Consider the following 23,494-nt stretch of genomic DNA (forward strand, 5'->3'; position numbering starts at 1 on the left):
CCAGCTCCTCCTACTCCCGACCGTCCCGCCGGGGTGGTAGATCGTTCGTGCGGCCAGTGCGGTGGCACACGCTGCCTCCGACCCTAGGGACGGGTGATTTCTCGGGCGTGACCCGTTTGTTTCGCAGAAGTTAACCGGCCACTGTTCCACCGTAGCGCCGACACACCCCTGTGCGCCCGGCCCGATTCCCGGCGCGTACCGTGGACGGGTGGACAACAGGCAAGCAATGGGATCGTGGCTCTCCGGGCCGCGCGCGGCCATGGAAGAAGCCGGCGCCGACTTCGGGTACCGGGGCGAGCAGCTCGGCCTCCCGCAGGACGGACCGAACTCGATCGCACGGCCCGGCAGGCGGCTCGGCGCCCTGGCCGTGGACTGGGGTCTGTGCGTGTTGATCGCATACGGCCTGATCACGCATGGCAATAGCCCCGCCACCAGCAACTGGGCCCTGCTCATCTTCTTCGTGATGAGCGCCCTCACGGTCGGCACGATCGGCTTCACCCCGGGCAAGCGTCTCTTCGGCATCCGGGTCGTGGCCCTGCAGACCGGCACGGTCAACCCGCTGCGCGCCCTGCTGCGCACGGTCCTGCTGTGCCTGGCGATCCCCGCCCTGATCTGGGACCGGGACGGCCGCGGCCTGCACGACCGGGTCGCGAAGACCGTGGAAGTCCGGAGCTGAACCTCGTACGACCAAGCCGAACCTCGTACGACGGAGGGGGCGCCTGACCAGTGGTCGGGCGCCCCCTTTCTCGTACGAGGAGGACTAGCGGGCCTTCGGCCCGCCCTTCGGCATCCGCATGCCCTTCGGCATCGGACCCTTCGGCAGCGGCATGTTGCTCATCAGGTCGCCCATGGCGCGCAGCCGGTCGTTGGTCGTGGTCACCTGGGGGCCGGTCAGCACGCGCGGGTACTTCAGCATGGTCGTGCGCAGCTTCTTCAGCTCGATCTGGCCCTCGCCGTTGCCCACGATCACGTCGTGCACCGGCACGTCCGCCACGATGCGGTTCATCTTCTTCTTCTCGGCGGCCAGCAGGCTCTTCACCCGGTTCGGGTTGCCCTCGGCGACCAGCACGATGCCGGCCTTGCCGACCGCGCGGTGCACCACGTCCTGGCTGCGGTTCATCGCCACCGCCGGCGTCGTCGTCCAGCCCCGGCCGATGTTGTCCAGCACGGCCGCTGCGGCGCCCGGCTGGCCCTCCATCTGCCCGAACGCGGCACGCTCGGCGCGGCGGCCGAAAACGATCGCCGTCGCCAGGAAGGCCAGCAGCAGGCCCAGGATGCCGAGATAGACCGGGTAGCCGGTCACGAAGCCGATCGCGAGGAAGACACCGAGGGTGCCGATACCGACGGCCGCCAGCACAAGACCGATCTTTTTGTCGGCCTTACGGGTCATCTTGTACGTAAGGGCGATCTGCTTCAGTCGCCCTGCGTTCGCGGCGTCCGCCGCGGTTTCCTTCCTCGCCATGCCACGAAGTCTACGTGCCCCCGGGAGTGCCCACGACGGCAGTGCCCGGCGAGGAGAGGTTTCAGGAGCGGGTACGGGCCTGTTCGAGCACGCGCTGCGCCTCGACCCGGTCCTTGGCGCGGCGGCGGTCCTCCAGCACGGAGGTCCAGGCGTTGCGGCGGGCGGTGCGCTGGCCGCCGCTCATGAGCAGGGACTCCACTGCGCGGAGCGCGTCGGTGAAGGACGGAATGGCGGTGGCGCGGACGGGCGCGGCCTGCATGATCGAGGTCCCCCCTCGGTCGGGTGTACGTCGCGTGATACCAGAGTCACTGATTGGTGTTACCAGGGCGTGACCGACCGGTCAAACGCCAGTGAAGCCTTGATGCGGAGCCCCGAAACACTGACGCGGCCCTGACGGTCGCCCTCATCAGCGAGGACGGTCAGGACCGCGTCGACTCGGCCATTACTGGCCAGTAATAGCTTGTGCGTGAATTCACACAGCCTGGGTCGCGATGGAGTCGCCGCCCGGCTGCGGAGCAGCGGACTGACGCTGTTCCATCGCCATCTGGTACAGGCGCCCGGCGCGGTACGAGGACCGGACCAGCGGGCCGGACATCACACCGGAGAAGCCGATCTGCTCGGCCTCCTCCTTCAGCTCCACGAACTCCTGCGGCTTCACCCAGCGCTCCACCGGGTGGTGGCGCACCGAGGGGCGCAGGTACTGGGTGATGGTGATCAGCTCGCAGCCCGCCTCGTGCAGCTGCCTGAGCGCCTCGCTGACCTCCTCGCGGGTCTCGCCCATGCCGAGGATCAGGTTGGACTTGGTGACCAGGCCGAAGTCGCGGGCCTCGGTGATGACCTTCAGCGAGCGCTCGTAGCGGAAGCCCGGGCGGATCCGCTTGAAGATCCGCGGCACGGTCTCGACGTTGTGCGCGAAGACCTCGGGTCGGGAGGAGAAGACCTCGGCGAGCTGCTCGGGGACCGCGTTGAAGTCGGGGGCCAGCAGTTCGACCTTGGTCCGGCCGGCCTCGCGCCCGGAGGTCTGCTGGTGGATCTGGCGCACGGTCTCGGCGTACAGCCAGGCGCCGCCGTCCTCCAGGTCGTCGCGGGCGACGCCGGTGATGGTGGCGTAGTTCAGGTCCATGGTGACCACGGACTCGCCGACCCGGCGCGGCTCGTCACGGTCGAGGGCCTCGGGCTTGCCGGTGTCGATCTGGCAGAAGTCACAGCGCCGGGTGCACTGGTCGCCGCCGATGAGGAAGGTCGCCTCGCGGTCCTCCCAGCACTCATAGATGTTCGGGCAGCCGGCTTCCTGGCAGACGGTGTGCAGACCCTCGCTCTTCACGAGCTTCTGCATCGCCGTGTACTCGGGGCCCATTTTCGCCCGAGTCTTGATCCACTCGGGCTTGCGCTCGATGGGGGTCTGGCTGTTGCGGACCTCCAGGCGCAGCATCTTGCGTCCGTCGGGTGCGACTGCGGACACGACCGGCTCCCTGCTGATTGCTTAGACGAAATCTTCGATTCTTCGGCGCACACCAGGGTACGCCCGTGTTAACTGAGCCCTACGGGTGAGGCCAACCTCACAGCCATGGGGCGCATTCCCCGATCAGGCGGATGCCTTCTCGATCTCCCGCGGCTTCGGCTCCGCGTTCTCCAGAATGTCCCGCAGATGGCGCTCCACCACCGGCAGGACCTCCTCGATGGTGATGTCGCGACCCAGCTCGCCGGCCAGGGAGGCCACCCCCGCGTCACGGATGCCGCACGGGATGATCCGGTCGAACCAGCGGTTGTCCGGGTTCACGTTGAAGGAGAAGCCGTGCATCGTGACCCCCTTGGCGACGCGGATGCCGATCGCGGCGATCTTGCGGTCCTCGCGGCGCTGGCCGGCGTTGGAGGGGGCGTACTCCGGGCCGTTCAGGCGGGGGTCGAACTCCTCGTCCTGGAGCCGCGGGTCGAAGTCGAGGGAGAGCCCGCCGAGGGCCGGCCGCTGCTCGACCGGGTCGCCGAGCACCCACACGCCGCTGCGGCCCTCGACCCGGGTGCTCTCCACGCCGAACTCGGTGCAGGTGCGGATGAGCGCCTCCTCGAGGCGGCGCACGTGGGCGACCACGTCCACCGGGCGGGGCAGCTTCTGGATCGGGTAGCCCACCAGCTGACCGGGGCCGTGCCAGGTGATCTTGCCGCCGCGGTCCACGTCGATGACGGGGGTGCCGTCCAGCGGGCGCTCGCTGTCCTCGGTCCGGCGGCCCGCCGTGTACACCGGGGGGTGCTCCAGGAGCAGCACGGTGTCGGGGGTCTCGTCGGCGAACCGGGCCGCGTGCACCCGGCGCTGCTCGTCCCACGCCTCCTGGTACTCGACGGCGTCCGCGCCGAACCCCATGTGGACGAACCGCAACTCACTCACGGCAAGCGCCTCCCTCAGCAATGGGTGTGTCAGGCACGTAACGCGCCCACGCCACTGTACGTCCGCCCGGCGCACGTCAGCCCTGGGGGCAATCCTCACACGATCGGATGAATGAGCGGCGAAGTATGTGATCGTCTACTCACCCTCCGCTACATTCGCGCCGTTCACGAGGCCATAAGGGCTGCTCACAGGCAATCCCGGCACTTCAGGCGCCGGAAGGCAGGAGACCGCACCGCAGATGACGGACCGACCCGCGCAGCGCACCCCCAACCGCCAGCTCGCCGCGCTCATCGCAGAAGCAGGGTTCTCCAACGCGGGTCTGGCTCGTCGCGTCGACCAGCTCGGTCTGGAGCACGGGCTGGACCTCAGATACGACAAGACCTCGGTCACCCGCTGGCTCCGTGGGCAGCAGCCCCGGGGCACCACGCCCGCCCTGATCGCCGAGGTGTTCACCCGCCGGCTCGGACGCCGGCTCACGGCCCAGGACCTCGGCCTGGACGCCTGTGCGCCGGTGTACGCCGGGCTCGAGTTCGCGGCCACTCCCGAAGAGGCCGTCGACATCGTCAGCGGGCTGTGGCGCAAGGACTCCGGCAGTCATGCCGAGCTGCGCAAGATCGCCTTCACCCCGGCGGGGCTGGTCGTGCCCAGCCGGGACTGGCTGATCGGCAAGGCCGACGACCGGGTGGCCCGGGAGCCGGCACCCCGGGTGCCCGCGCAGGGCCGACCCGCCGCCCGGGACCGGCCCGAGGCCGTACCCGCTCCGCCCCGGCCCCGCGGACACGCCGCCCGCGCTCCCGGCCACAAGGTCACCGGCGGTGACATCGCCGCGCTGCGCTCGGTCGGCGAGCTGTTCCGCACCCTCGACGACGCCTACGGCGGCGGCCACGCCCGGCAGGCCCTGGTGCGCTATCTGGAGCACGAGTGCGAGCCGATGCTGCGCGGCGTCTACGACGAGCAGACCGGCCGCCGCCTGTTCGCCGCGGCCGCCGACCTCACCCGGCTCGCCGGCTGGACCTCGTACGACATCGCCGCGCACGGGCTCGCCCAGCGCTACTTCGTGCAGGCCCTGCGCCTCTCCCAGGCGGCCGGCGACCGGTCCTACGGCTCCTACGTGCTGGTCACCATGAGCCGCCAGGCCGTCTACCTCGGGCACGGCAGGGAGGCCGTACAGCTGGCACGGGTGGCCCAGCAGGGGGTCGGCACCGGCGCACCGTCGGTCGTGCAGGCGCTGCTGCACGCCTCCGAGGCCCGCGCGCACGGGGTGCTCGGGGAGGTGCGGGCGTGCACCGGGTCGCTGGTGCGGGCCGAGCGCGCCCTGGAGGCGGCCCGGCCCGGGGACGAGGTGCCGTACTGGGCCCGGTTCTTCGACGAGGCGCAGCTCGCCGACGAGTTCGGGCACTGCCACCGCGACCTGCAGCAGTTCCGGGCCGCCGCCCAGCACGCGGAGCGCTCCCTCCAGCTGCGCGCGCCCTCCTACGCCCGCAGCCGCCTGTTCTGCCGGGTCGTCCTCGCCACCGCCCGGCTCGGCCTCGGCGAACTCGACCAGGCCTGCGCACTGGCCGCCGAGGCCGCCGGCCAGGCGGCGGAGATGCGGAGCGCTCGGGCGATCGAGTACGTGAAGGACTTCGAACGCAGACTGGAGCCGTACAAGGACGCGGCGCCGGTGAGGGGGTACCGGGAGAGGGTCGCCGCACTGGGCTGACGGACTAGGCCGCTCGAGGCAGCGTGGGTGCCGGATCCGCCCTGTGCATCGGTCCCGCCGCTCCCAGGTCCGCCAGGATCGCCGCCGCGGCCCGGTGGGCCGAGTACAGGGCGCCCTGGACGGTGCTGGTGTCGCGGTGGTCGCCGCAGACGTACAGGCCGGCCAGCAGACGTACCGGGCGGCGCAGGTCGTGCGGGGGACGCATCGCCGGTACCGCCTGCGGGGTGTGGTGCACGGCGAGCGTCTCCCAGCGGCGCGTCGAGGTCCCGTAGAGCCGCGAGAGGTGGATGCGGACGGCGGTGTCGACGTCGTCGGGCGGGGTGCCCAGCACGGTCGACGAGATCAGCACCCGGCCGGCCGGCGCGCGGCTCGGGTCGACGTTGCTGAGCACCGCCGTGTGTGCGACCGGTCCGCCGCGGTCGGCGTCCAGCAGCAGCGACGTGCCCGTCGCGAGGACCGCGGCCGGCTCGTCCGTGGTGTGGTGAACGACCGTCACCGGATGGAAGTCCGGTACCCGCAGGCCCGGCAGCAGCTCGGCCGCGGCCCGCGCGTCGGTCGCCAGCAGCACCGCACGGCAGCGGATCTCACCGTGCTCGGCCGTGGCCACCGAGGTCGTGGACACGGAGGTGACCCGCACCCCGGTGCGCACGGTGCCGGGCGGCAGCGCGCCGGCCAGCAGCTCCGGCAGCGCCTCCGCACCGCCCTCCGGCACGCACAGCCGGCCGCTCGCGAAGGAGTGCAGCGCCAGGTCGGCGCAGCGGCTGGACGTGGTCAGCTCCGGGTCGCACAGCAGCGCGGCGAGCAGCGGGCGCAGGAAGCCGTCGACGGTCCGGGCGGGCACCCCGCGGGCCGCGAGGGCCTGCGCGGCGGGCAGCTCGGGCCGGGACAGCAGGCGTTCGACGGGAGTGGCGGCGATCCGGCCCAGGGCGGCGCCGAGGCGGGCCTGGTCGACCGCGCCGCCCACCGGCGCACCGGCACGGCTCGGTGCGGCCGCCGGGCCCCTGGGGGCGCTTGCCAGGGCGCGCACCACATGGAGTGCGCCCCTTGCGCTCCCTCCGGTCGCCGGTGCGCCCGCGCGATGGGTCTGTCCGTCGCGGTGCAGCAGTACGCCCGGCGCGAAGCGGCGCAGGGTGAGCGAGCCGAGTCCCGGGGTGCGGCGGAGCTCGGGATAGGACGTGGACAGCAGCTGTCCGATGCGGTCGAGCCGGAAGCCGTCGACCTTCTCGGTCGACATGCGGCCGCCCGCATAAGGGGCGGCTTCCAGGACTACGGTTGTTACTCCTGCGCTGGTGAGCCGATGAGCCGCCGAGAGTCCGGCGATTCCGGCTCCCACGATGACGACGTCCACCTGGTACGCGGGCTCAAGCACGAGGCCCCTCCTGTGGTTGCGCGGCCGGTGGAGACGTCATGCCCCCAACAGGCTCCGGGGATACCCGAGTTCGGGTCGAGGTTAGGGCCGTGATCGGTCAGGAACAGTCGCGCATCAACAGAGCACGGTCGCACGACGGTCGCATGCGGTCACAAGAGGTCGCAGGACATCCCAGAGCTTCCTGACGTCATGTCAGTCGGCGTGCACGGCGTCCCCTCAGGCCGCGCGGATCGCGTCGTCGATCCCCGGGAACGCAAAGGTGAACCCCGACTCCAGCAGCCGCTTCGGCACCACCCGCAGGCTGCCCAGCACCTCCCCGGCCATCTCGCCGAGCGCCGTCCGCAGCACCGGCGCCGGGACGGCGAACAGCGTCGGCCGGTGCAGCACCCGTCCCATTGCTCCGGTGATCTCACGGTTCGTCAGCGGCTGGGGCGCGGTGAGGTTGAACGGCCCGGACAGCGTGTCCTGGTCGATGAGATACCGGATCGCGGCGACCTCGTCGTGCAGCGCGATGTACGACCAGTACTGCCGTCCGTCGCCCATCCGCCCCCCGAGCCCGGCCTTGAACAGCGGGAACAGCCGGCCCCAGGCCCCGCCGCCGCGCGCCACCACCAGCCCCGTGCGCACGAAGACCGTCCGCACGCCCGCCTCCTGCACGGGCGCCGCCGCCTCCTCCCACTCCACGCACAGCGATGGCAGGAACCCGTCCCCGGGCGGCGCGTCCTCGTCCACGGCCCGGTCGCCCGTGTCGCCGTAGAAGCCGATCGCGCTGCCGTTCACGAAGACCCGCGGCGGTGTGTCCAGCGAGGCCACCGCCTCCGCCAGCGCCGCCGTGCCGAGCACCCGGCTGTCCCGGACCAGCCGCTTGTACTCCGGTGTCCAGCGCCGGTCGCCGATCCCCGCCCCCGCGAGGTTGACCACCACGTCGCAGCCGACGAGACCGGCCGCGTCCACCTGCTGCCGCTCGGGGTCCCAGCGGACCTCGCTGCCGTCCCGGGGCGCACGGCGGACCAGACGCACCACCTCGTGCCCGTCCGCGGTCAGGGACCGCACCAGGGCGCTGCCGATGAGACCGGACGCACCGGCCACCGCGATTCGCGAAGGTTCCATGCGCCCCATCCTTCCCCCTCGCGCCCGAGAAGACCGTCACGCGGCGACGACGCGCTACGACGTGACCAGCTGGCCCGTGTCCACCGGCGCGGTCGCCGAGGCCGCGCGTCCGGCGTCGCCCGCCACCTCGGCCGCGGTCAGCACGTACCCCGTCTCGGCGTCCGAGGTGGAGCGGGCGAAGACCACACCGAACACCCGCCCGCCGGTGGTCAGCAGCGGGCCGCCGGAGTTGCCCGGCCGGACCGTCGAGCGGATCGAGTAGATCTCCCGGGTGACCGTGTGGTTGCTGTAGATGTTCTGGCCGGTCGCCCGCACCCGGTTCGCCACTGTCGCCGCCTGCAGGTTCAGGTTCCCGTCCTGCGGATAGCCCGCGACCACCGCCGAGTCGCCGCGTGCGGCACTCCGGTCGAACCGCAGCACCGGGGCGCGCAGATCGGGCACGTACAGCACCGCCACGTCCCGGTCGGGGTCGAAGAGCACCACCCGGGCCTCGTACGACCGCCCGACCCCGCCCACCCGCACGCTCGGGTGGTCGATGCCCGCCACCACGTGGGCGTTCGTCATCACGTGCCGCGGCGCGTACACGAAGCCGCTGCCCTCCCGGCCCTCGGTGCCGGAGGCGCCCTCGATCTTCACCGTGCTCCGCTTGGCGGCATCGCCGGCGGCCGGCGTCACACTGTCGCCCGTGGGCCGGGGCACCTGCGCCGTCGACTCGTTCTCGAAGGGGTTGAAGACCTGCGGGAAGCCCGCCTCGGTCAGCGCGGACGTCGCCCGCGAGAACCACACCGGGGTCGTCTCCGGCATCGTCTGCTGCACCGCGCCCAGCAACGCAGAGTTCCGTATGGCCGTCGTCAGGGTCTGCGACGAGGACGCGCCCAGCACGCTCGCCGCGACCCAGGCCACGATCAGCACCGCGACCGAGTTGGCCGCCGCACCCCCTATCCCGTCCGCCACCCGCAGCGGACCCCGGCCCTCCCGGTCCAGCTCCCGGCGCAGCCGCAGCGCCAGCCGGCCCGCCAGCTCGTGCCCCACCGCCCCCGGCACCAGCACCGTCAGCACCGCCAGCACGGTCGCGGTCGCCGAGCCGCGCGCCACCAGGCCGGTCACCCACGGCAGCACCCACACACCGACGACCGCGCCGCCCACGAACCCGGCCAGGGACACGCATCCGGCCACCAGGCCGCGCCGGTACCCCGACGCCGCGTAGACGAGGATCACCAGTGCGAGCACCAGGTCGAGCAGGTCCACGGAGCCGCCTTTCTCTCGGACCCCCTAATACGGCCGGGACGGGCCCGATGATCAGTCACGCACGCGCGCGAGCGGCCACCGGACGGTGAACCGGCCACGTGTGCGTATATCCCCAGAAACGTCCTCCACCAGGACGATGGTTCCACCGGGTGGCACAGCACACATCGCGAGCCCGGCGGACCGGCCCGACAGTGGGCTCATGCCTGTCTTCCGAAGATCGCGAGGGACGCGGAAGCGGCAGGGCGTGCACGTGCCCGGTGCCGTACTGGTGCTGCTGGGCTGTCTGCCCGGCCTGACCGCCATCCTCGCGCTGGCCCTGTTCGCCCGCGGTGTCGAGCGCCCTGGCGAGCTGGGGCTCGGCCAGCCCGCCGCGGACCGGCCCCAGCCGGCCCATCACGCCCCCAGGCCGCGGATCGTGCCCCGCTCCGCCTGGCTGGACCGCACCGCGGCCGCGCACAGCCAGCCGCCCCCGCGCTACGACGACAAGGTGGTCGCCGTCTTCGTCCACCACACCGACTCGCCCAACCACTACGACTGCGCCGAGGCGCCCCGCATCATCCGCGACCTGTACGCCGGCCAGACCGGCCTGCGCCGCTGGGACGACATCGGCTACAACTTCCTCGTCGACCGCTGCGGCACCATCTACGAGGGCCGCGCCGGAGGCGTCGAGCGGCCCGTCACCGGCGCCCACACCCAGGGCTTCAACCACCGCACCACCGGCATCGCCGCCCTCGGCACCTTCACCGCCGGAGTCGACGTGCCGCGGGCCATGACCGACGCGATCGCCGCCCTCACCGCCTGGAAGCTCGGCCTCGCCGACGTCGACCCGCGCTCCCGCACCCGCCTGGTCTCCAGCAACGGCCTCAGCCGGTACAAGGCCGGCAGCACCGCCACCGTGCCCGCCGTGGCCGGCCACAACGAGGGCTTCATGACCAGCTGCCCGGGCGCCGCCCTGACCGCCCGGCTCCCGGAGATCAGACAGTCCGCCGCCCGCCTGCAGGGCCGTGTCCCCGCCCGGCCCGTGCCCACAGGAGTGCCACAGGCGACTCACGGCACCCGCTGAGGTCGCCGCCCTACCGTCGGGGCACGCACTCAGCGGGAGATGCGCCGACCGGAGGCGGGGAGACGATGAGCGGTACACGGCAGCAGGACGAGCGGGCCCGGCGGTCCGGGCCGGCGGCCACCGTGTGGACCCGGGCGGTGCGCCGCCCCTGGACCGTCGTCTGCGTGGTCGCGGCGGTCGTGGTCGGACCGGCCGCCGCGACGGCCTCCGCACTTGACCTGGCCAACGCGGCGCCACCCCTGCACGCTCCCGGAGTCAGCCCTTGAAACGTGCCGAAAGCCGGGGATACAGCTCGGTGAGGGCCGCCTCGTTCTCGAAGTCGATCGGGGTGCCCTCCGGTTCGACGGGCGCCGGCGCTATGCCGAGGTCCGGGGCGACGGCGCCGGTGAGCTGCTCGTACGCCTCGTCCGCCGCGTAGCCCAGCTCCTCTCCGTCGCCGTCGATCTCCTCGTCGAAGTCCTGCAGCAGCTCGGCCAGCGAGTCCGGGGCGTGCAGGGCGCCCTCGAAGACCTCCCGGCCCTGGCCGATGAGCCAGCACCGGAAGTAGTCGAACGCGTCGTCGCTGGCCCCGCCGAGCAGCACCCAGGAGGCGCCCCACAGGTCCCAGTGGTAGGCACGGTTGTAACGGGACTCGAAGTGACGGGCGAAGTCCAGGACCGTCTCCGGATCCAGCTGGAGCAGCCGGTCCACGAGCAGGTCGGCCTGTTCCTCGGGGTCGCCCTCGGCGGCCTCGCGGGTGGTGTCGATCAGCTCCCAGAACTCCGACTCTTCCATCACGGGTCCAGCATCGGGCCTGAGCCGGTGGGGCGCACGCGGAGTCGCCGGGAGTGCTGCGGATCGTTATGAGACCTCTCCACGGCCGTAGCGCGCGGCGAGCCGGGCCGCGTCGGCCGCGAGCCGCTCCCGCAGGCTCCCCGGCGCCAGCACCTCGGCCTCCGGGCCCAGCGCCGTCAGCTGGGTGTGCGCGACCTCCTCCGACTCCACCGGCACGGTCACCGTCACCCACCCCTCGGCGTCCGGCTCGCCCGCGCCCGCGAGCGCCTCGCGCGCGGAGAGCGGATCGACGGCGTACGGCAGCCTGCGCACACCGTCCGGGGACAGCCGTACGACGACCTCGGCGCGCAGGATCGACCGGGCGAACCGCTCGGCCTGCTCGGCCCAGTACCGGGGGAGGCCGAACTCCGGATCGCGGTCGAAGTGCTCGTCACGGGCCTCGACGGCGTCGAACCGGTCGATCCGGTACGTCCGGAAGGCGCCGCCGTCGCCCACCCGCGCGCACAGGTACCAGACGCCCGCCTTCAGCACGAGCCCGTACGGCTCCAGGTCACGCTCGACGACGGTCTCCCCGCGCCGGTACACGGCCCCGATCCGCCGGTCGTCCCACACCGCCTCGGCGACCACGGGCAGCAGCGCGGGTGTCTCCGGCTCGCGGAACCAGGCGGGCGCGTCCAGATGGAACCGCTGGGCGGCGCTGTCCGGGGCGTCCCGCAGGGAGGGCAGCAGGGCCGCGGAGACCTTCAGCCGGGCGGCGGAGGCGACGTCGTCCAGCCCCATCTCCCGCAGCGCCCCCGGCACCCCGCTCAGGAACAGGGCCTCGGCCTCGCTCCGGGCGAGCCCCGTCAGCCGGGTGCGGTACCCGCCGATCAGCCGGTACCCGCCGGCCCGCCCCCGGTCGGCGTACACGGGCACACCGGCCTCCGAGAGCGCCTGCGCGTCCCGCGTGACCGTCCGCTCCGACACCTCCAGCTCCCGGGCCAGCTCGGCGGCGGTCATGGAGGGGCGGGACTGGAGGAGGAGCACCATCTTGATGAGCCGGGCCGCACGCATGCGTCTCATGATGCCGGGGGCCACCGACAGAGAACGACGAAGAAAAGAAGAAGGGGTACGGCAGCTGCCGTACCCCTTCCCAGCACTCGGACGACTACAGCCCGTACTTCTCCCGGGCTTCCTTCACCGCGGTCGCCTTGACCTCGCCGCGCTTGGCGAGCTGGGCCAGGGCCGCGACGACGATCGACTGGGCGTCGACGCCGAAGTGGCGGCGGGCGGCCTCGCGGGTGTCGGACAGGCCGAAGCCGTCGGCGCCCAGCGAGGACCAGTCCTGCTCGACCCACTGCGCGATCTGGTCCGGGACCTGGCGCATGTAGTCGGAGACGGCCAGGACCGGGCCCTCGGCGCCCTGCAGCGCCTGGCGGACGTACGGCACGCGCTCCTCGCCGCGCAGCAGGGCCGCGTCGGCCTCCAGCGCGTCGCGGCGCAGCTCGGACCAGGAGGTCGCGGACCACACGTCGGCGGCCACGCCCCACTCCTCGGCGAGCAGCCGCTGCGCCTCCAGGGCCCAGTGGATCGCCGTACCGGAGCCGAGCAGCTGGATGCGCGGGGCGTTGGCCGGGGCGGTCACGCCCGCGGACTCCGCCGTGTTGAAGCGGTAGAGACCCTTGACGATGCCCTCGTCGATACCGAGCCCGGCCGGCTTGGCCGGCTGCGGCATCGGCTCGTTGTAGACCGTCAGGTAGTAGAAGACGTTCTGGTCCTCGCCCGGCTTGGCCTCGCCGTACATCCGGCGCAGACCCTCACGGACGACGACCGCGATCTCGTACGCGAACGCCGGGTCGTAGGTGAGGGCGGCCGGGTTGGTGGCCGCGATCACCGGGGAGTGGCCGTCGGCGTGCTGGAGGCCCTCGCCCGTCAGGGTCGTACGGCCCGCCGTCGCGCCGACGAGGAAGCCGCGGCCGAGCTGGTCGCCGAGCTGCCACATCTGGTCGGCCGTGCGCTGCCAGCCGAACATCGAGTAGAAGATGTAGAACGGGATCATCGCTTCGCCGTGCGTGGCGTACGCGCTGGACGCGGCGATGAAGTCGGCCATCGAACCGGCCTCGGTGATCCCCTCGTTGAGGATCTGGCCGTTCTTGGCCTCCTTGTAGTACATCAGCTGGTCGCGGTCGACCGGCTCGTACGTCTGGCCCTTGGGCGAGTAGATGCCCAGGGACGGGAAGAGGCTCTCCATGCCGAAGGTGCGCGCCTCGTCGGGGACGATCGGCACCCAGCGCTTGCCGGTCTCCTTGTCGCGGACCAGGTCCTTGACCAGACGGACGAAGGCCATGGTGGTGGCCACGTTCTGGGAGCCGGAGCCCTTGTCGAAGGAGGCGAAGGCCTTCTCGGCGGGGGCGGGCAGCGGGGCCAGCGCGTGCGTGCGGCGGGCCGGGGCCGGGCCACCGAGGGCCGCGCGGCGCTCCTGGAGGTAGCGGACCTCGGGGGAGTCGGCGCCCGGGTGGCCGTAGGGCACCACGCCGTCGGCGAAGTCGCTGTCCTTGATCGGCAGGTCCAGCAGGTCCCGCATCGTCTTGAACTCGTCCACCGTCAGCTTCTTCATCTGGTGGTTGGCGTTCTTCGACGCGAAGCCCTCGCCGAGGGTGTGGCCCTTGACCGTCTGGGCCAGGATCACGGTCGGCGCGCCCTTGTGCTCGACGGCGGCCTTGTATGCGGCGTAGACCTTGCGGGCCTCGTGACCGCCGCGCGAGAGGTGGAAGCACTCGAGGATCTTGTCGTCGCTCAGCAGCTTCGCCATCTCGGCGAGCGCCGGGTCCTTGCCGAAGAAGTCGGCGCGGATGTAGGCGGCGTCGCGGGTCTGGTACGTCTGGATCTGCGCGTCCGGTACCTCGCGCAGACGGCGTACCAGCGCGCCGGTGGTGTCGAGCTGGAACAGCTCGTCCCAGGCCGAACCCCACAGCGTCTTGATGACGTTCCAGCCGGCGCCGCGGAACTGGGCCTCCAGCTCCTGCACGATCTTGAAGTTGGCGCGCACCGGGCCGTCGAGGCGCTGCAGGTTGCAGTTGATGACGAAGGTGAGGTTGTCCAGCTCCTCACGCGCGGCGAGCGCGAGGGCCGCCGTCGACTCCGGCTCGTCCATCTCGCCGTCGCCGAGGAACGCCCACACGTGCGAGGCGGAGACGTCCTTGATGGCGCGGTTGGTGAGGTACCGGTTGAAGCGCGCCTGGTAGATCGCCGACAGCGGGCCGAGGCCCATCGACACCGTCGGGAACTCCCACAGCCAGGGCAGCCGGCGCGGGTGCGGGTAGGAGGGCAGGCCGTTGCCGCCGGACTCCTGGCGGAAGTTGTCGAGGTGGCCCTCGTTCAGCCGGCCGTCCAGGAAGGCGCGGGCGTAGATGCCGGGGGAGGCGTGGCCCTGGATGTAGAGCTGGTCGCCGGACCCGTCGGCCTCCTTGCCCTGGAAGAAGTGGTTGAAGCCCGTCTCGTAGAGCCAGGCCGCGGAGGCGAAGGTGGCGATGTGGCCGCCGACGCCGTACTTCGAGCCGCGGGTCACCATGGCGGCCGCGTTCCAGCGGTTCCACGCGGTGATCCGGGCCTCCATCGCCTCGTCACCGGGAATGCCCGGCTCGGCGGCGGTGGGGATGGTGTTGACGTAGTCGGTCTCGAGGAGCTTCGGCAGCGCGATGCCGCCCGCCTCGGCGCGCTCCAGCGTGCGACGCATCAGGTATGCGGCGCGGTGCGGCCCGGCCTCCCTGGCGACGGCGTCCAGGGAGGCCTGCCATTCGGCGGTCTCCTCGGGGTCGCGGTCGGGGAGCTGGTCGAGCGCGCTCGGCTGGATGGCGTTGGGGTCGGTCATGTCGCCGCCTTCCTCAGTCGAAGGGGGTTCCCTCATCGGTAAGGGTTCGGGGGTGCCCTTGGTCTTTGGCAGGACAGGGCAGCGGACTTCGGTGGAAGTCCGTCGGCGACTGTAACTCCCTGATCGATGATCGATCAAAGGGGTACGGGGCAAAACTTCTCGATTTCGAGAAAGTAGGCACCCGGTGCCTTTGAAATGGGCACCCGGTGCCGCATCTGGCCGGGGTTTTCGCAGGTGAGCGACGGTATGCTCGGGTGAATCAAGCCCTCGGGGCACAGCCCAGGACGTGAGCCTTCACCAACTCGGCGATGCGCGGATCCCGGCGCTTGAAGGCCTGCACCAGCTCCTCGTGCTCCTCCGCGTACGACTGCTGGACCGTGCCCAGCCAGCGGATCGACAGCGCCGTGAAGACCTCGATGCCCAGGCCCTCCCAGGTGTGCAGCAGCACCGAGTTGTCCGCCGCGCGGACCAGCTCGCGGTGGAAGCCGACCGTGTGGCGGACCTGGGCCGTGCCGTCGGCCCTGCGGTCGGCCTCGTACAGGGCCAGGACGTGCGGTTCCAGGGCCGAGCAGTCCTCCGCGAGGCGTTCGGCCGCCAGCTCCGCCGCGATGGCCTCCAGGCCGGCCCGGACGGGGTAGCTCTCCTCCAGATCGGCCGCGGTCAGGTTCCGGACGCGTACACCCTTGTTCGGCGCGGACTCGATCAGCCGCAGGGACTCCAGCTCGCGCAGGGCCTCCCGGACCGGCGTCTGGCTGACCTCCAGCTCGGTCGCGATCCGCCGCTCCACGATGCGCTCGCCCGGCTGCCAGCGACCGCTGACGATTCCCTCCACGATGTGCTCGCGGATCTGTTCGCGCAGCGAGTGGATGACGGGGGCGGTCATGAGGGCTCCTTCGGGAGGGGCTGACGTTTAGACAATAAAGCCGTGCGGGGCTTCGGGGGGATGCATGGGGGTGCTTTCGTGCAGGTGAGACGAGGCGCACATGGGGCCTGCGGCGCCTGACGCCCCTGGGACTTGCAGCTTGCCCCGTGAAACGGCGAAGCCCCGCCCGGACGACTCCGGGCGGGGCTTCGTACTGCCTGATCGGGGGATCAGAGGCCGAGCTCGACCTCGAACTCGCCCGCCTCCAGGATCGCCTTGACCGCCGTCAGGTAACGGGCCGCGTCGGCGCCGTCGACCAGGCGGTGGTCGTAGGAGAGCGTCAGGTAGGTCATGTCGCGGACGCCGATGACCGTGCCCTCCTCGGTCTCGATGACGGCCGGACGCTTGACCGTGGCACCGATGCCGAGGATCGCGACCTGGTTCGGCGGCACGATGATCGTGTCGAACAGCGCGCCGCGCGAACCGGTGTTGGAGATGGTGAAGGTCGCGCCGGACAGCTCGTCCGGGGTGATCTTGTTGGCGCGGACCTTGCCCGCCAGGTCGGCCGTGGCCTTGGCGATGCCGGCGATGTTCAGGTCGCCCGCACCCTTGATGACCGGGGTCATCAGGCCCTTCTCCGAGTCCACCGCGATACCGACGTTCTCGGTGTCGAAGTAGGTGATCGTGCCCTCGGCCTCGTTGATCCGGGAGTTGATGACCGGGTGGGCCTTCAGCGCCTGGGCGGCGGCCTTGACGAAGAACGGCATCGGGGAGAGCTTGACGCCCTCACGGGCGGCGAAGGAGTCCTTCGCCTTGCCGCGCAGCTTCATCAGGCGGGTGACGTCGACCTCGACGACCGACGACAACTGGGCCTGCTCGTGCAGCGCCTTGACCATGTTGTCGCCGATGACCTTGCGGATGCGGGTCATCTTGACGGTCTGGCCACGCAGCGGGGAGACCTCGAGGGCCGGGGCCTTCTTGGCGGCGGCCGGAGCGGCGGCCGGAGCCGGAGCGGCGGCGGCGGCCTTCGCGGCCTCGGCGGCGGCGATGACGTCCTGCTTGCGGATGCGGCCGCCGACGCCGGTGCCCTTGACGGCGGCCAGGTCGACGCCGTTCTCGGCGGCGAGCTTGCGCACCAGCGGGGTGACGTAGGCGCCCTCGTCGGTCGCCTGGGCGGCGGCCGGAGCGGCCGGGGCCGGGGTGACCGGAGCCGGAGCCACCGGCGCGGGGGCCGGGGCGGCCGGAGCCGGAGCGGCGGCGACCGGGGCGGGCGCGGGGGCCGGGGCGGCCGGAGCCACCGGGGCGGCCGGAGCCGGGGCCGGAGCGGCGGGGGCCGGGGCCGGAGCGGCGGGGGCCGGGGCAGCCGGGGCCGGGGCGGCGGCCGGAGCCGCACCCGCGGCGCCGATGACGGCGAGCTTGGCGCCGACCTCGGCGGTCTCGTCCTCGCCGACCACGATCTCGAGCAGCACGCCGGAGGCGGGCGCCGGGATCTCGGTGTCGACCTTGTCCGTGGAGACCTCGAGCAGCGGCTCGTCGGCCTCGACGGAGTCGCCGACCGACTTCAGCCAGCGGGTGACGGTGCCCTCGGTGACGGACTCGCCGAGCGCGGGCAGGACCACGTCCGTGCCCTGGGCGCCACCGGCCGGGGCGGCAGCGGGGGCGGCCGGGGCCTCGGGGGCCGGGGCCGGAGCAGCGGGGGCCTCGGCGACGGGGGCCGGGGCCGGAGCCTCGGCGGCCGCGGGGGCCGGAGCGGCAACGGGCGCACCCGTGCCGTCGTCGATGACCGCCAGCTCGGCGCCGACCTCGACGGTCTCGTCCTCGGCGACCTTGATGGAGGCCAGCACGCCGGAGGCGGGCGAGGGGATCTCGGTGTCGACCTTGTCGGTCGACACCTCGAGCAGCGGCTCGTCGGCCTCGACGCGCTCGCCTTCGGCCTTCAGCCAGCGGGTGACAGTGCCCTCGGTGACGCTCTCACCGAGCGCCGGAAGGGTTACGGAAACCGCCATGGTTTCGGTTTCTCCTTAGGAATTTGCGGAAGTCTGTGTCGTCGCGCCCGTGGACCGAAGGCTCAGTCGTGGGAGTGCAGGGGCTTGCCGGCGAGCGCCAGGTGCGCCTCGCCCATCGCCTCGTTCTGCGTCGGGTGGGCGTGGATGAGCTGGGCGACCTCGGCCGGCAGCGCCTCCCAGTTGTAGATCAGCTGGGCCTCGCCGACCTGCTCACCCATGCGGTCGCCGACCATGTGGACGCCGACCACGGCACCGTCCTTCACCTGGACGAGCTTGATCTCGCCCGCGGTGTTGAGGATCTTGCTCTTGCCGTTGCCCGCCAGGTTGTACTTCAGAGCGACGACCTTGTCCGCGCCGTAGATCTCCTTGGCCTTGGCCTCGGTGATACCGACGGAGGCGACCTCCGGGTGGCAGTACGTCACCCGCGGGACACCGTCGTAGTCGATCGGAACGACCTTCAGACCGGCCAGACGCTCCGCCACCAGGATGCCCTCGGCGAAGCCGACGTGCGCGAGCTGGAGGGTCGGGACGAGGTCACCGACGGCGGAGATGGTCGGAACGTTGGTGCGCATGTACTCGTCGACCAGGACATAGCCCCGGTCCATGGCGACACCCTGCTCCTCGTAGCCGATGCCCTGGGAGACCGGGCCACGGCCGACGGCGACGAGGAGGACCTCGGCCTCGAACTCCTTGCCGTCCGCGAGGGTGACCTTCACGCCGTCCTGGGTGTACTCGGCCTTCTGGAAGAAGGTGCCCAGGTTGAACTTGATGCCGCGCTTGCGGAACGCGCGCTCAAGAAGCTTGGAGGAGTTCTCGTCCTCGACCGGGACGAGGTGCTTGAGGCCCTCGATGACCGTGACGTCCGAGCCGAAGGACTTCCACGCCGAGGCGAACTCGACGCCGATGACACCGCCGCCCAGGATGATCGCGGACTTGGGCACGCGGTCCAGGACGAGGGCGTGGTCGGACGAGATGATCCGGTTGCCGTCGATCTCCAGGCCCGGCAGCGACTTCGGCACGGAGCCGGTCGCCAGCAGGACGTGGCGGCCCTGGATGCGCTGGCCGTTCACGTCGACGGAGGTCGGGGAGGACAGCCGGCCCTCACCCTCGATGTAGGTCACCTTGCGCGAGGCGATCAGGCCCTGCAGACCCTTGTACAGGCCGGCGATGACACCGTCCTTGTACTTGTGGACGGCCGGGACGTCGATGCCCTCGAAGGTGGCCTTGACGCCGAACTGCTCGCTCTCGCGAGCCTGGTCGGCGATCTCGCCCGCGTGCAGCAGGGCCTTGGTGGGGATGCAACCCCGGTGCAGGCAGGTGCCGCCGACCTTGTCCTTCTCGATCAGGGCGACGTCCAGGCCCAGCTGCGCTCCGCGCAGGGCCGCGGCGTAACCACCGCTACCACCGCCGAGGATCACTAGGTCGAAAACGGTGCTGGCGTCGTTCGCCACGTCACGTCCTCCATGCATGTGCGCCGTACGCCGGTCTCCGATGACCGGCAGGCGGCTGGTGTCCGGCCGCTTGATGCTTCGGCCCTTCGGTGGGGCCCTGTCCTGCCGGGCTCCATCTTTGCACTTGTTCGAGGCGGACGAGACGCCGGGCCAGGGTGTGACACATCGCACTGGTGGAGCGCAACAGGAGAAAACGGCTCCGGAGTGAAGAACACCCCGGAGCCGTTACCGCAGAGGAATCAACCTCAGCCGAGGTCACCCGCCGCGGTGAGCTCCGCGAGCCGGACCAGCGTCCGCACCGCGCTGCCCGTACCACCCTTCGGCGTGTAACCGAATGCACCGCCCTCGTTGAAGGCCGGCCCGGCGATGTCCAGGTGGGCCCAGGTGATGCCCTCGCCGACGAACTCCTTCAGGAACAGACCGGCGACCAGCCCGCCGCCCATCCGCTCACCCATGTTCGCGATGTCCGCGACGGTGGAGTCCATGCCCTTGCGCAGGTGCTCCGGCAGCGGCATCGGCCACGCCGGCTCGCCGACCTCCTCAGCGGCCTCGTACACCGCCGTGCGGAAGGCCTCGTCGTTGGCCATGACACCGAACGTCCGGCTGCCCAGCGCCAGCATCATCGCGCCGGTCAGCGTGGCCACGTCCACGATCGCGTCCGGCTTCTCCAGCGAGGCCGCCCACAGCGCGTCGGCCAGGACCAGCCGGCCCTCGGCGTCGGTGTTCAGCACCTCGACGGTCTTGCCGCTGTACATGCGCAGCACGTCACCGGGACGCACGGCGGAGCCGGAGGGCATGTTCTCGGCCAGTGCCAGCCAGCCGGTGACGTTGACCTCCAGGCCGAGGCGGGCGGCGGCGACGACCGCGGCGAACACGGCGGCGGCACCGCTCATGTCGCACTTCATCGTCTCGTTGTGGCCGGCCGGCTTCAGGGAGATGCCGCCCGAGTCGTAGGTGATGCCCTTGCCGACGAAGGCCAGGTGCTTCTCCGCGTTCGGGTGCGTGTACGTCAGCTTGACCAGGCGCGGGGTCGCGGCCGAACCGCCGCCGACGCCCAGGATGCCGCCGTAGCCGCCCTTGACCAGGGCCTTGTCGTCGAGCACCTGCACCTTGAGGCCGTGCTCCTTGGCCGCGGCCTGCGCCTCGGCGGCGAAGATCGCCGGGGTGAGGTCGTTCGGCGGCATGTTGATCAGGTCACGGGAGCGGTTCAGCTCCTCGGAGACCGCGACGGCCCGGGCCACGGCGCTCTTGTGTGCGGCGTCCCGCGGCTTGCCGCCGAGCAGCGCGGCCTCGGCCAGCGGGGCCTTGCCGTTCTTGGCCCTGGCGTCCTTGCCGGAGTCCTTGTACGCGTCGAAGGCGTAGGCGCCGAGCAGGACGCCCTCCCCGATCGCGCCGACGGCGCCCGCGTCGTCGACGGGCAGTGCGAACGCGGCCTTCTTGGAGCCGGCGAGCGCACGGGCGGCGAGGCCGGCGGCCTTGCGCAGCACCTCGGCGTCGTACCCGGCGTCCTTCGCGGGCTCCGCGCCCAGGCCCACCGCCACCACGAGCGGCGCCTTGAAGCCGGCCGGGGCGGGCAGCTTCGTCAGCTCGCCCTCGGCACCCGAGGCGCCGAGGGTCTCCAGGACGCCGGCCAGCCTGCCGTCGTACGCGTTGTCCACGGCGTCGGCGCCGGGCGCGACGACGGGTCCCTTGGCGCCCTTGGCGACACCGATCACGATCGCGTCGGCCCGGAGGCCGGGCGCCGCGGCGGTGCTGAGAGTCAGAGCAGTCACGGTGGTGAAATCTCGCTTCCGATGTGAAGTTGCTGTGGCCGATGAGGGGTGGGTCGACCGGGCCCGAGAGCCGACCCTAGGTCCAGGCCTGGGGGCATGTGGCAACCGGGGCCTTCACCCTGTCGGCGAACACCCGTGACGAGACTACGCGCGTGTGACCGTTCGCTCATGCCTGCGGGTGTTCACCTGTGCGTGGCGTCGTGGCCACTTCTCACCCCCGGACGCCGGTGAGCTGAGCCACACTCATCGGGTTCCGGCGGGCCGCTGCCCGTCACTTCGCATGATTTCCACTGATCCTCCGCGAATTCACCACTGAGGGATCTTCTGGGGGGAAGGACCTGCCATGGCACACCGCGTGCAGCGCTGGAGAGCGCCGGCCGTCACCGCGACGGCCGCGGGCCTGATCGCACTGGGGCTCGCCGCCCCGCCCGCCTCCGCCGCCACCGACCCGCGCATCGATCTGCGCGTCCTGGTCGTCGACGACGGCGGCAGCTCCGTCGGTGCGATCACCGCACAGCTCAGGAGCGAGGGCATCCCGTACACCACGGTCGACCTGGACGACTCCGGCCGGCCCACCATCACCGACACGTTCCTCGGCGACACGGTGGGCGGCCGGCCCCGCGCCAAGTTCCAGGGCGTCGTGCTGCCGAACGAGGCCCCGTTCGGCGCGGGCTCCGCCGAGCAGACGGCCCTGGAGACGTACGAGAGGACGTACGGCATCCCGCAGGTCGACGCCTACACCTGGGCCCACCCCGAGGTCGGCCTGGACTACACCGACCAGGGCGGCTACGCCGGCAGCCTCGACGGGCGGACCGCCGGCGTCACCGCGGCCGGCAGGGCGGGACCCTTCGGCTACCTGGACGGCGCCTTCGGCTTCGAGGACAACTCGCCCTCCGTGCAGGAGAGCTACGGCTTCGTCGCCCGGCCCCGCACCGGCTTCACCAGCTATGTCGACGTCCCCGTGCCGGACGGCAGCGGCACCGGCAGCCTGCTCGGCGAGTACGCCCACGACGGGCGGCGCGAGCTGGTGGTGACGTTCGCCTACAACCAGTACCAGCAGCAGTTCCGGGTGCTGGCGCGGGGCATCGTGGAATGGCTGACCCAGGGCGTGCACCTCGGCCAGGCCCGCAACTACTTCGCCGTCCACGTCGACGACGTCTTCGCGCCGGACGCCCGCTGGGACACCGGGCGCAACTGCACGCCCGGCGACATCGACTGCGGCAGCGGCGGCACCGACACCACCACGCCGATCCGGATGACCGCCGACGACGCCCGGTACGCGGCCTCCTGGGAGCAGAGCCACGGCTTCACGCTGGACATGGTGTTCAACGCGGGCGCCGGCGAGGAGTGGAAGAGCGAGAACGGCGGCACCGACGCCCTCACCGCCCAGCTGCTCGCGGACAAGGCCAAGTACCGCTGGGTGAACCACACCTACACCCACCTGTTCCTCGGCTGCGTCCAGGACACCTCGACGGTGCCGTGGAGCTGCGCGAAGAACGCCGACGGCTCGACCCGGTGGGTGAGCCGCTCCGCCATCTCCGGGGAGATCTCCGACAACTACGACTGGGCCCTGCAGCACGGCCTTTCGGTCGACCGCAGTGAGCTGGTCACCGGTGAGCACTCGGGCCTGAAGACCCTGCCCCAGCAGCCCCAGGACAACCCCAACCTCGGCCCCGCCCTGGCCGCGGCCGGTGTGAAGTGGACCGCCTCGGACAACTCCCGCGAGTCCGAGCAGCGGGCGGTGGGCAGCAGCACGCTCACCGTGCCGCGCTACCCGATGAACGTGTACTACAACGTCGGCACCAAGGCGGAGATGGCCGACGAGTACAACTGGATCTACACGTCCAAGGCGGACGGCGGCAGCGGGATCTGCGAGAACAACCCGACCTCGACCTGTCTGCCGCAGCCGCTGGACACGGCCACCGGCTACCCGGACCACATCGTGCCGGCCGAGGCCCGCACCGACCTCGGGCACGTCCTGGCCAACGACCCGCGCCCGCACTACGCGCACCAGTCCAACCTGGCCGAGGACCGCATCCTCTACCCGGTCCTGGACCGCGTACTGGCCGACTACCAGGCGCTGTTCGCCGACAACACCCCGATCGTCAACCTGCGGCAGAGCGCCATCGGCACCGAGCTGCAGAACCGCGCCAAGTGGCAGACCGCGCTGGACAACGGCAAGGTCACCGCCTACCGGATCGGCAAGACGGTCACGGTCACCGCACCGTCCGGCACCCAGATCCCGGTGACGGCCCCGGAGGGCACCAGGCAGCAACTCCTGCTCACCACCCCGGCGTTCGGCACGGCGTACGCGGGCGAGCGCTCGGCCTGGGCCACGCCGGGATCCCTGCAGTCGGCCCTCACCCTGAAACTGCCGTAGGGGCAGAGCGGACCGCATCCAGTTCCAAGGCGCCCAGGGGGGAACCATCCGTACCGGCCGGC

The 23,494-nt window shown here is 71.7% G+C and carries 19 protein-coding genes; 5 read left to right on the top strand and 14 right to left on the bottom strand.

Annotated features, from left to right (window positions below):
* Window positions 1–208 precede the first annotated feature (208 nt).
* Window positions 209–676: an RDD family protein gene (locus tag AC07DS_RS43285; RefSeq protein ID WP_392283083.1), complete on the top strand. Its 468-nt coding sequence runs from the start codon at window positions 209–211 to the stop codon at window positions 674–676.
* A gap of 84 nt (window positions 677–760) precedes the next feature.
* On the opposite strand, the gene AC07DS_RS43290 is transcribed toward AC07DS_RS43285, so the two are convergent.
* The 4 genes from AC07DS_RS43290 to lipB all read right to left on the bottom strand — a co-directional run bounded on the left by AC07DS_RS43290 (window position 761) and on the right by lipB (window position 3,845).
* On the bottom strand, window positions 761–1,462 hold the full coding sequence (locus AC07DS_RS43290; protein WP_145875416.1) for a DUF4191 domain-containing protein: 702 nt from the start codon (window positions 1,460–1,462) through the stop codon (window positions 761–763).
* Window positions 1,463–1,523: 61 nt separating this feature from the next.
* Complete coding sequence (locus tag AC07DS_RS43295) at window positions 1,524–1,721, bottom strand: SCO2195 family GlnR-regulated protein (protein ID WP_145875414.1); 198 nt, start codon at window positions 1,719–1,721, stop codon at window positions 1,524–1,526.
* A 213-nt stretch (window positions 1,722–1,934) separates the two neighbouring features.
* Window positions 1,935–2,924, bottom strand: a complete 990-nt coding sequence (lipA, locus tag AC07DS_RS43300; RefSeq protein WP_479154230.1) for a lipoyl synthase — start codon at window positions 2,922–2,924, stop codon at window positions 1,935–1,937.
* Window positions 2,925–3,047: 123 nt separating this feature from the next.
* Window positions 3,048–3,845 carry a lipoyl(octanoyl) transferase LipB gene (gene lipB / locus AC07DS_RS43305; RefSeq protein WP_479154231.1) on the bottom strand — a complete coding sequence of 266 codons (798 nt, stop codon included), beginning with the start codon at window positions 3,843–3,845 and terminating at the stop codon, window positions 3,048–3,050.
* A 238-nt stretch (window positions 3,846–4,083) separates the two neighbouring features.
* On the opposite strand from lipB, the gene AC07DS_RS43310 reads away from it, so the two are divergent.
* Window positions 4,084–5,547: a regulator gene (locus tag AC07DS_RS43310; protein WP_479154232.1), complete on the top strand. Its 1,464-nt coding sequence runs from the start codon at window positions 4,084–4,086 to the stop codon at window positions 5,545–5,547.
* Between the two features lie 4 nt (window positions 5,548–5,551).
* Here the strand turns inward: AC07DS_RS43310 and AC07DS_RS43315 are convergent, their stop codons facing one another.
* From AC07DS_RS43315 to AC07DS_RS43325, 3 genes are all read right to left on the bottom strand, one after another.
* Window positions 5,552–6,916 carry an NAD(P)/FAD-dependent oxidoreductase gene (locus AC07DS_RS43315; protein ID WP_479154233.1) on the bottom strand — a complete coding sequence of 455 codons (1,365 nt, stop codon included), beginning with the start codon at window positions 6,914–6,916 and terminating at the stop codon, window positions 5,552–5,554.
* Between the two features lie 216 nt (window positions 6,917–7,132).
* Window positions 7,133–8,026, bottom strand: coding sequence for a TIGR01777 family oxidoreductase (locus tag AC07DS_RS43320; protein ID WP_479154234.1), 894 nt, complete (start codon window positions 8,024–8,026; stop codon window positions 7,133–7,135).
* A gap of 54 nt (window positions 8,027–8,080) precedes the next feature.
* Window positions 8,081–9,274, bottom strand: coding sequence for a MarP family serine protease (locus tag AC07DS_RS43325; RefSeq protein WP_479154235.1), 1,194 nt, complete (start codon window positions 9,272–9,274; stop codon window positions 8,081–8,083).
* A gap of 199 nt (window positions 9,275–9,473) precedes the next feature.
* Between AC07DS_RS43325 and AC07DS_RS43330 the strand changes: the two genes are divergently transcribed.
* The gene (locus AC07DS_RS43330) at window positions 9,474–10,337 is read left to right on the top strand and encodes a peptidoglycan recognition protein family protein (RefSeq protein WP_479154236.1); all 864 of its coding nucleotides are present in this window, start codon (window positions 9,474–9,476) and stop codon (window positions 10,335–10,337) included.
* Between the two features lie 65 nt (window positions 10,338–10,402).
* On the top strand, window positions 10,403–10,603 hold the full coding sequence (locus AC07DS_RS43335) for a hypothetical protein (protein ID WP_479154237.1): 201 nt from the start codon (window positions 10,403–10,405) through the stop codon (window positions 10,601–10,603).
* On the opposite strand, the gene AC07DS_RS43340 is transcribed toward AC07DS_RS43335, so the two are convergent.
* The 7 genes from AC07DS_RS43340 to AC07DS_RS43370 form a co-directional block, all read right to left on the bottom strand.
* A complete protein-coding gene (locus AC07DS_RS43340) occupies window positions 10,593–11,111 on the bottom strand; it encodes a DUF4240 domain-containing protein (RefSeq protein WP_479154262.1) in 519 nt (172 codons plus the stop codon). The genes AC07DS_RS43335 and AC07DS_RS43340 overlap by 11 nt on opposite strands.
* Before the next feature lie 66 nt (window positions 11,112–11,177).
* Window positions 11,178–12,164 carry a helix-turn-helix transcriptional regulator gene (locus AC07DS_RS43345; RefSeq protein ID WP_479154238.1) on the bottom strand — a complete coding sequence of 329 codons (987 nt, stop codon included), beginning with the start codon at window positions 12,162–12,164 and terminating at the stop codon, window positions 11,178–11,180.
* A gap of 94 nt (window positions 12,165–12,258) precedes the next feature.
* Complete coding sequence (gene aceE / locus AC07DS_RS43350) at window positions 12,259–14,961, bottom strand: pyruvate dehydrogenase (acetyl-transferring), homodimeric type (RefSeq protein ID WP_479154239.1); 2,703 nt, start codon at window positions 14,959–14,961, stop codon at window positions 12,259–12,261.
* A gap of 259 nt (window positions 14,962–15,220) precedes the next feature.
* A complete protein-coding gene (locus AC07DS_RS43355) occupies window positions 15,221–15,844 on the bottom strand; it encodes a GntR family transcriptional regulator (RefSeq protein WP_145875395.1) in 624 nt (207 codons plus the stop codon).
* Between the two features lie 209 nt (window positions 15,845–16,053).
* Window positions 16,054–17,829 (bottom strand): 2-oxoglutarate dehydrogenase, E2 component, dihydrolipoamide succinyltransferase, encoded by a 1,776-nt coding sequence (gene sucB / locus AC07DS_RS43360; protein ID WP_479154240.1) that lies wholly within the window; start codon window positions 17,827–17,829, stop codon window positions 16,054–16,056.
* A 62-nt stretch (window positions 17,830–17,891) separates the two neighbouring features.
* A complete protein-coding gene (gene lpdA, locus AC07DS_RS43365) occupies window positions 17,892–19,280 on the bottom strand; it encodes a dihydrolipoyl dehydrogenase (protein ID WP_145875391.1) in 1,389 nt (462 codons plus the stop codon).
* A gap of 245 nt (window positions 19,281–19,525) precedes the next feature.
* Complete coding sequence (locus AC07DS_RS43370) at window positions 19,526–21,052, bottom strand: leucyl aminopeptidase (protein WP_479154241.1); 1,527 nt, start codon at window positions 21,050–21,052, stop codon at window positions 19,526–19,528.
* A gap of 343 nt (window positions 21,053–21,395) precedes the next feature.
* On the opposite strand from AC07DS_RS43370, the gene AC07DS_RS43375 reads away from it, so the two are divergent.
* The gene (locus tag AC07DS_RS43375) at window positions 21,396–23,432 is read left to right on the top strand and encodes a hypothetical protein (RefSeq protein ID WP_479154242.1); all 2,037 of its coding nucleotides are present in this window, start codon (window positions 21,396–21,398) and stop codon (window positions 23,430–23,432) included.
* Window positions 23,433–23,494 lie beyond the last annotated feature (62 nt).

This window comes from Streptomyces sp. NPDC044064, from assembly GCF_056434245.1.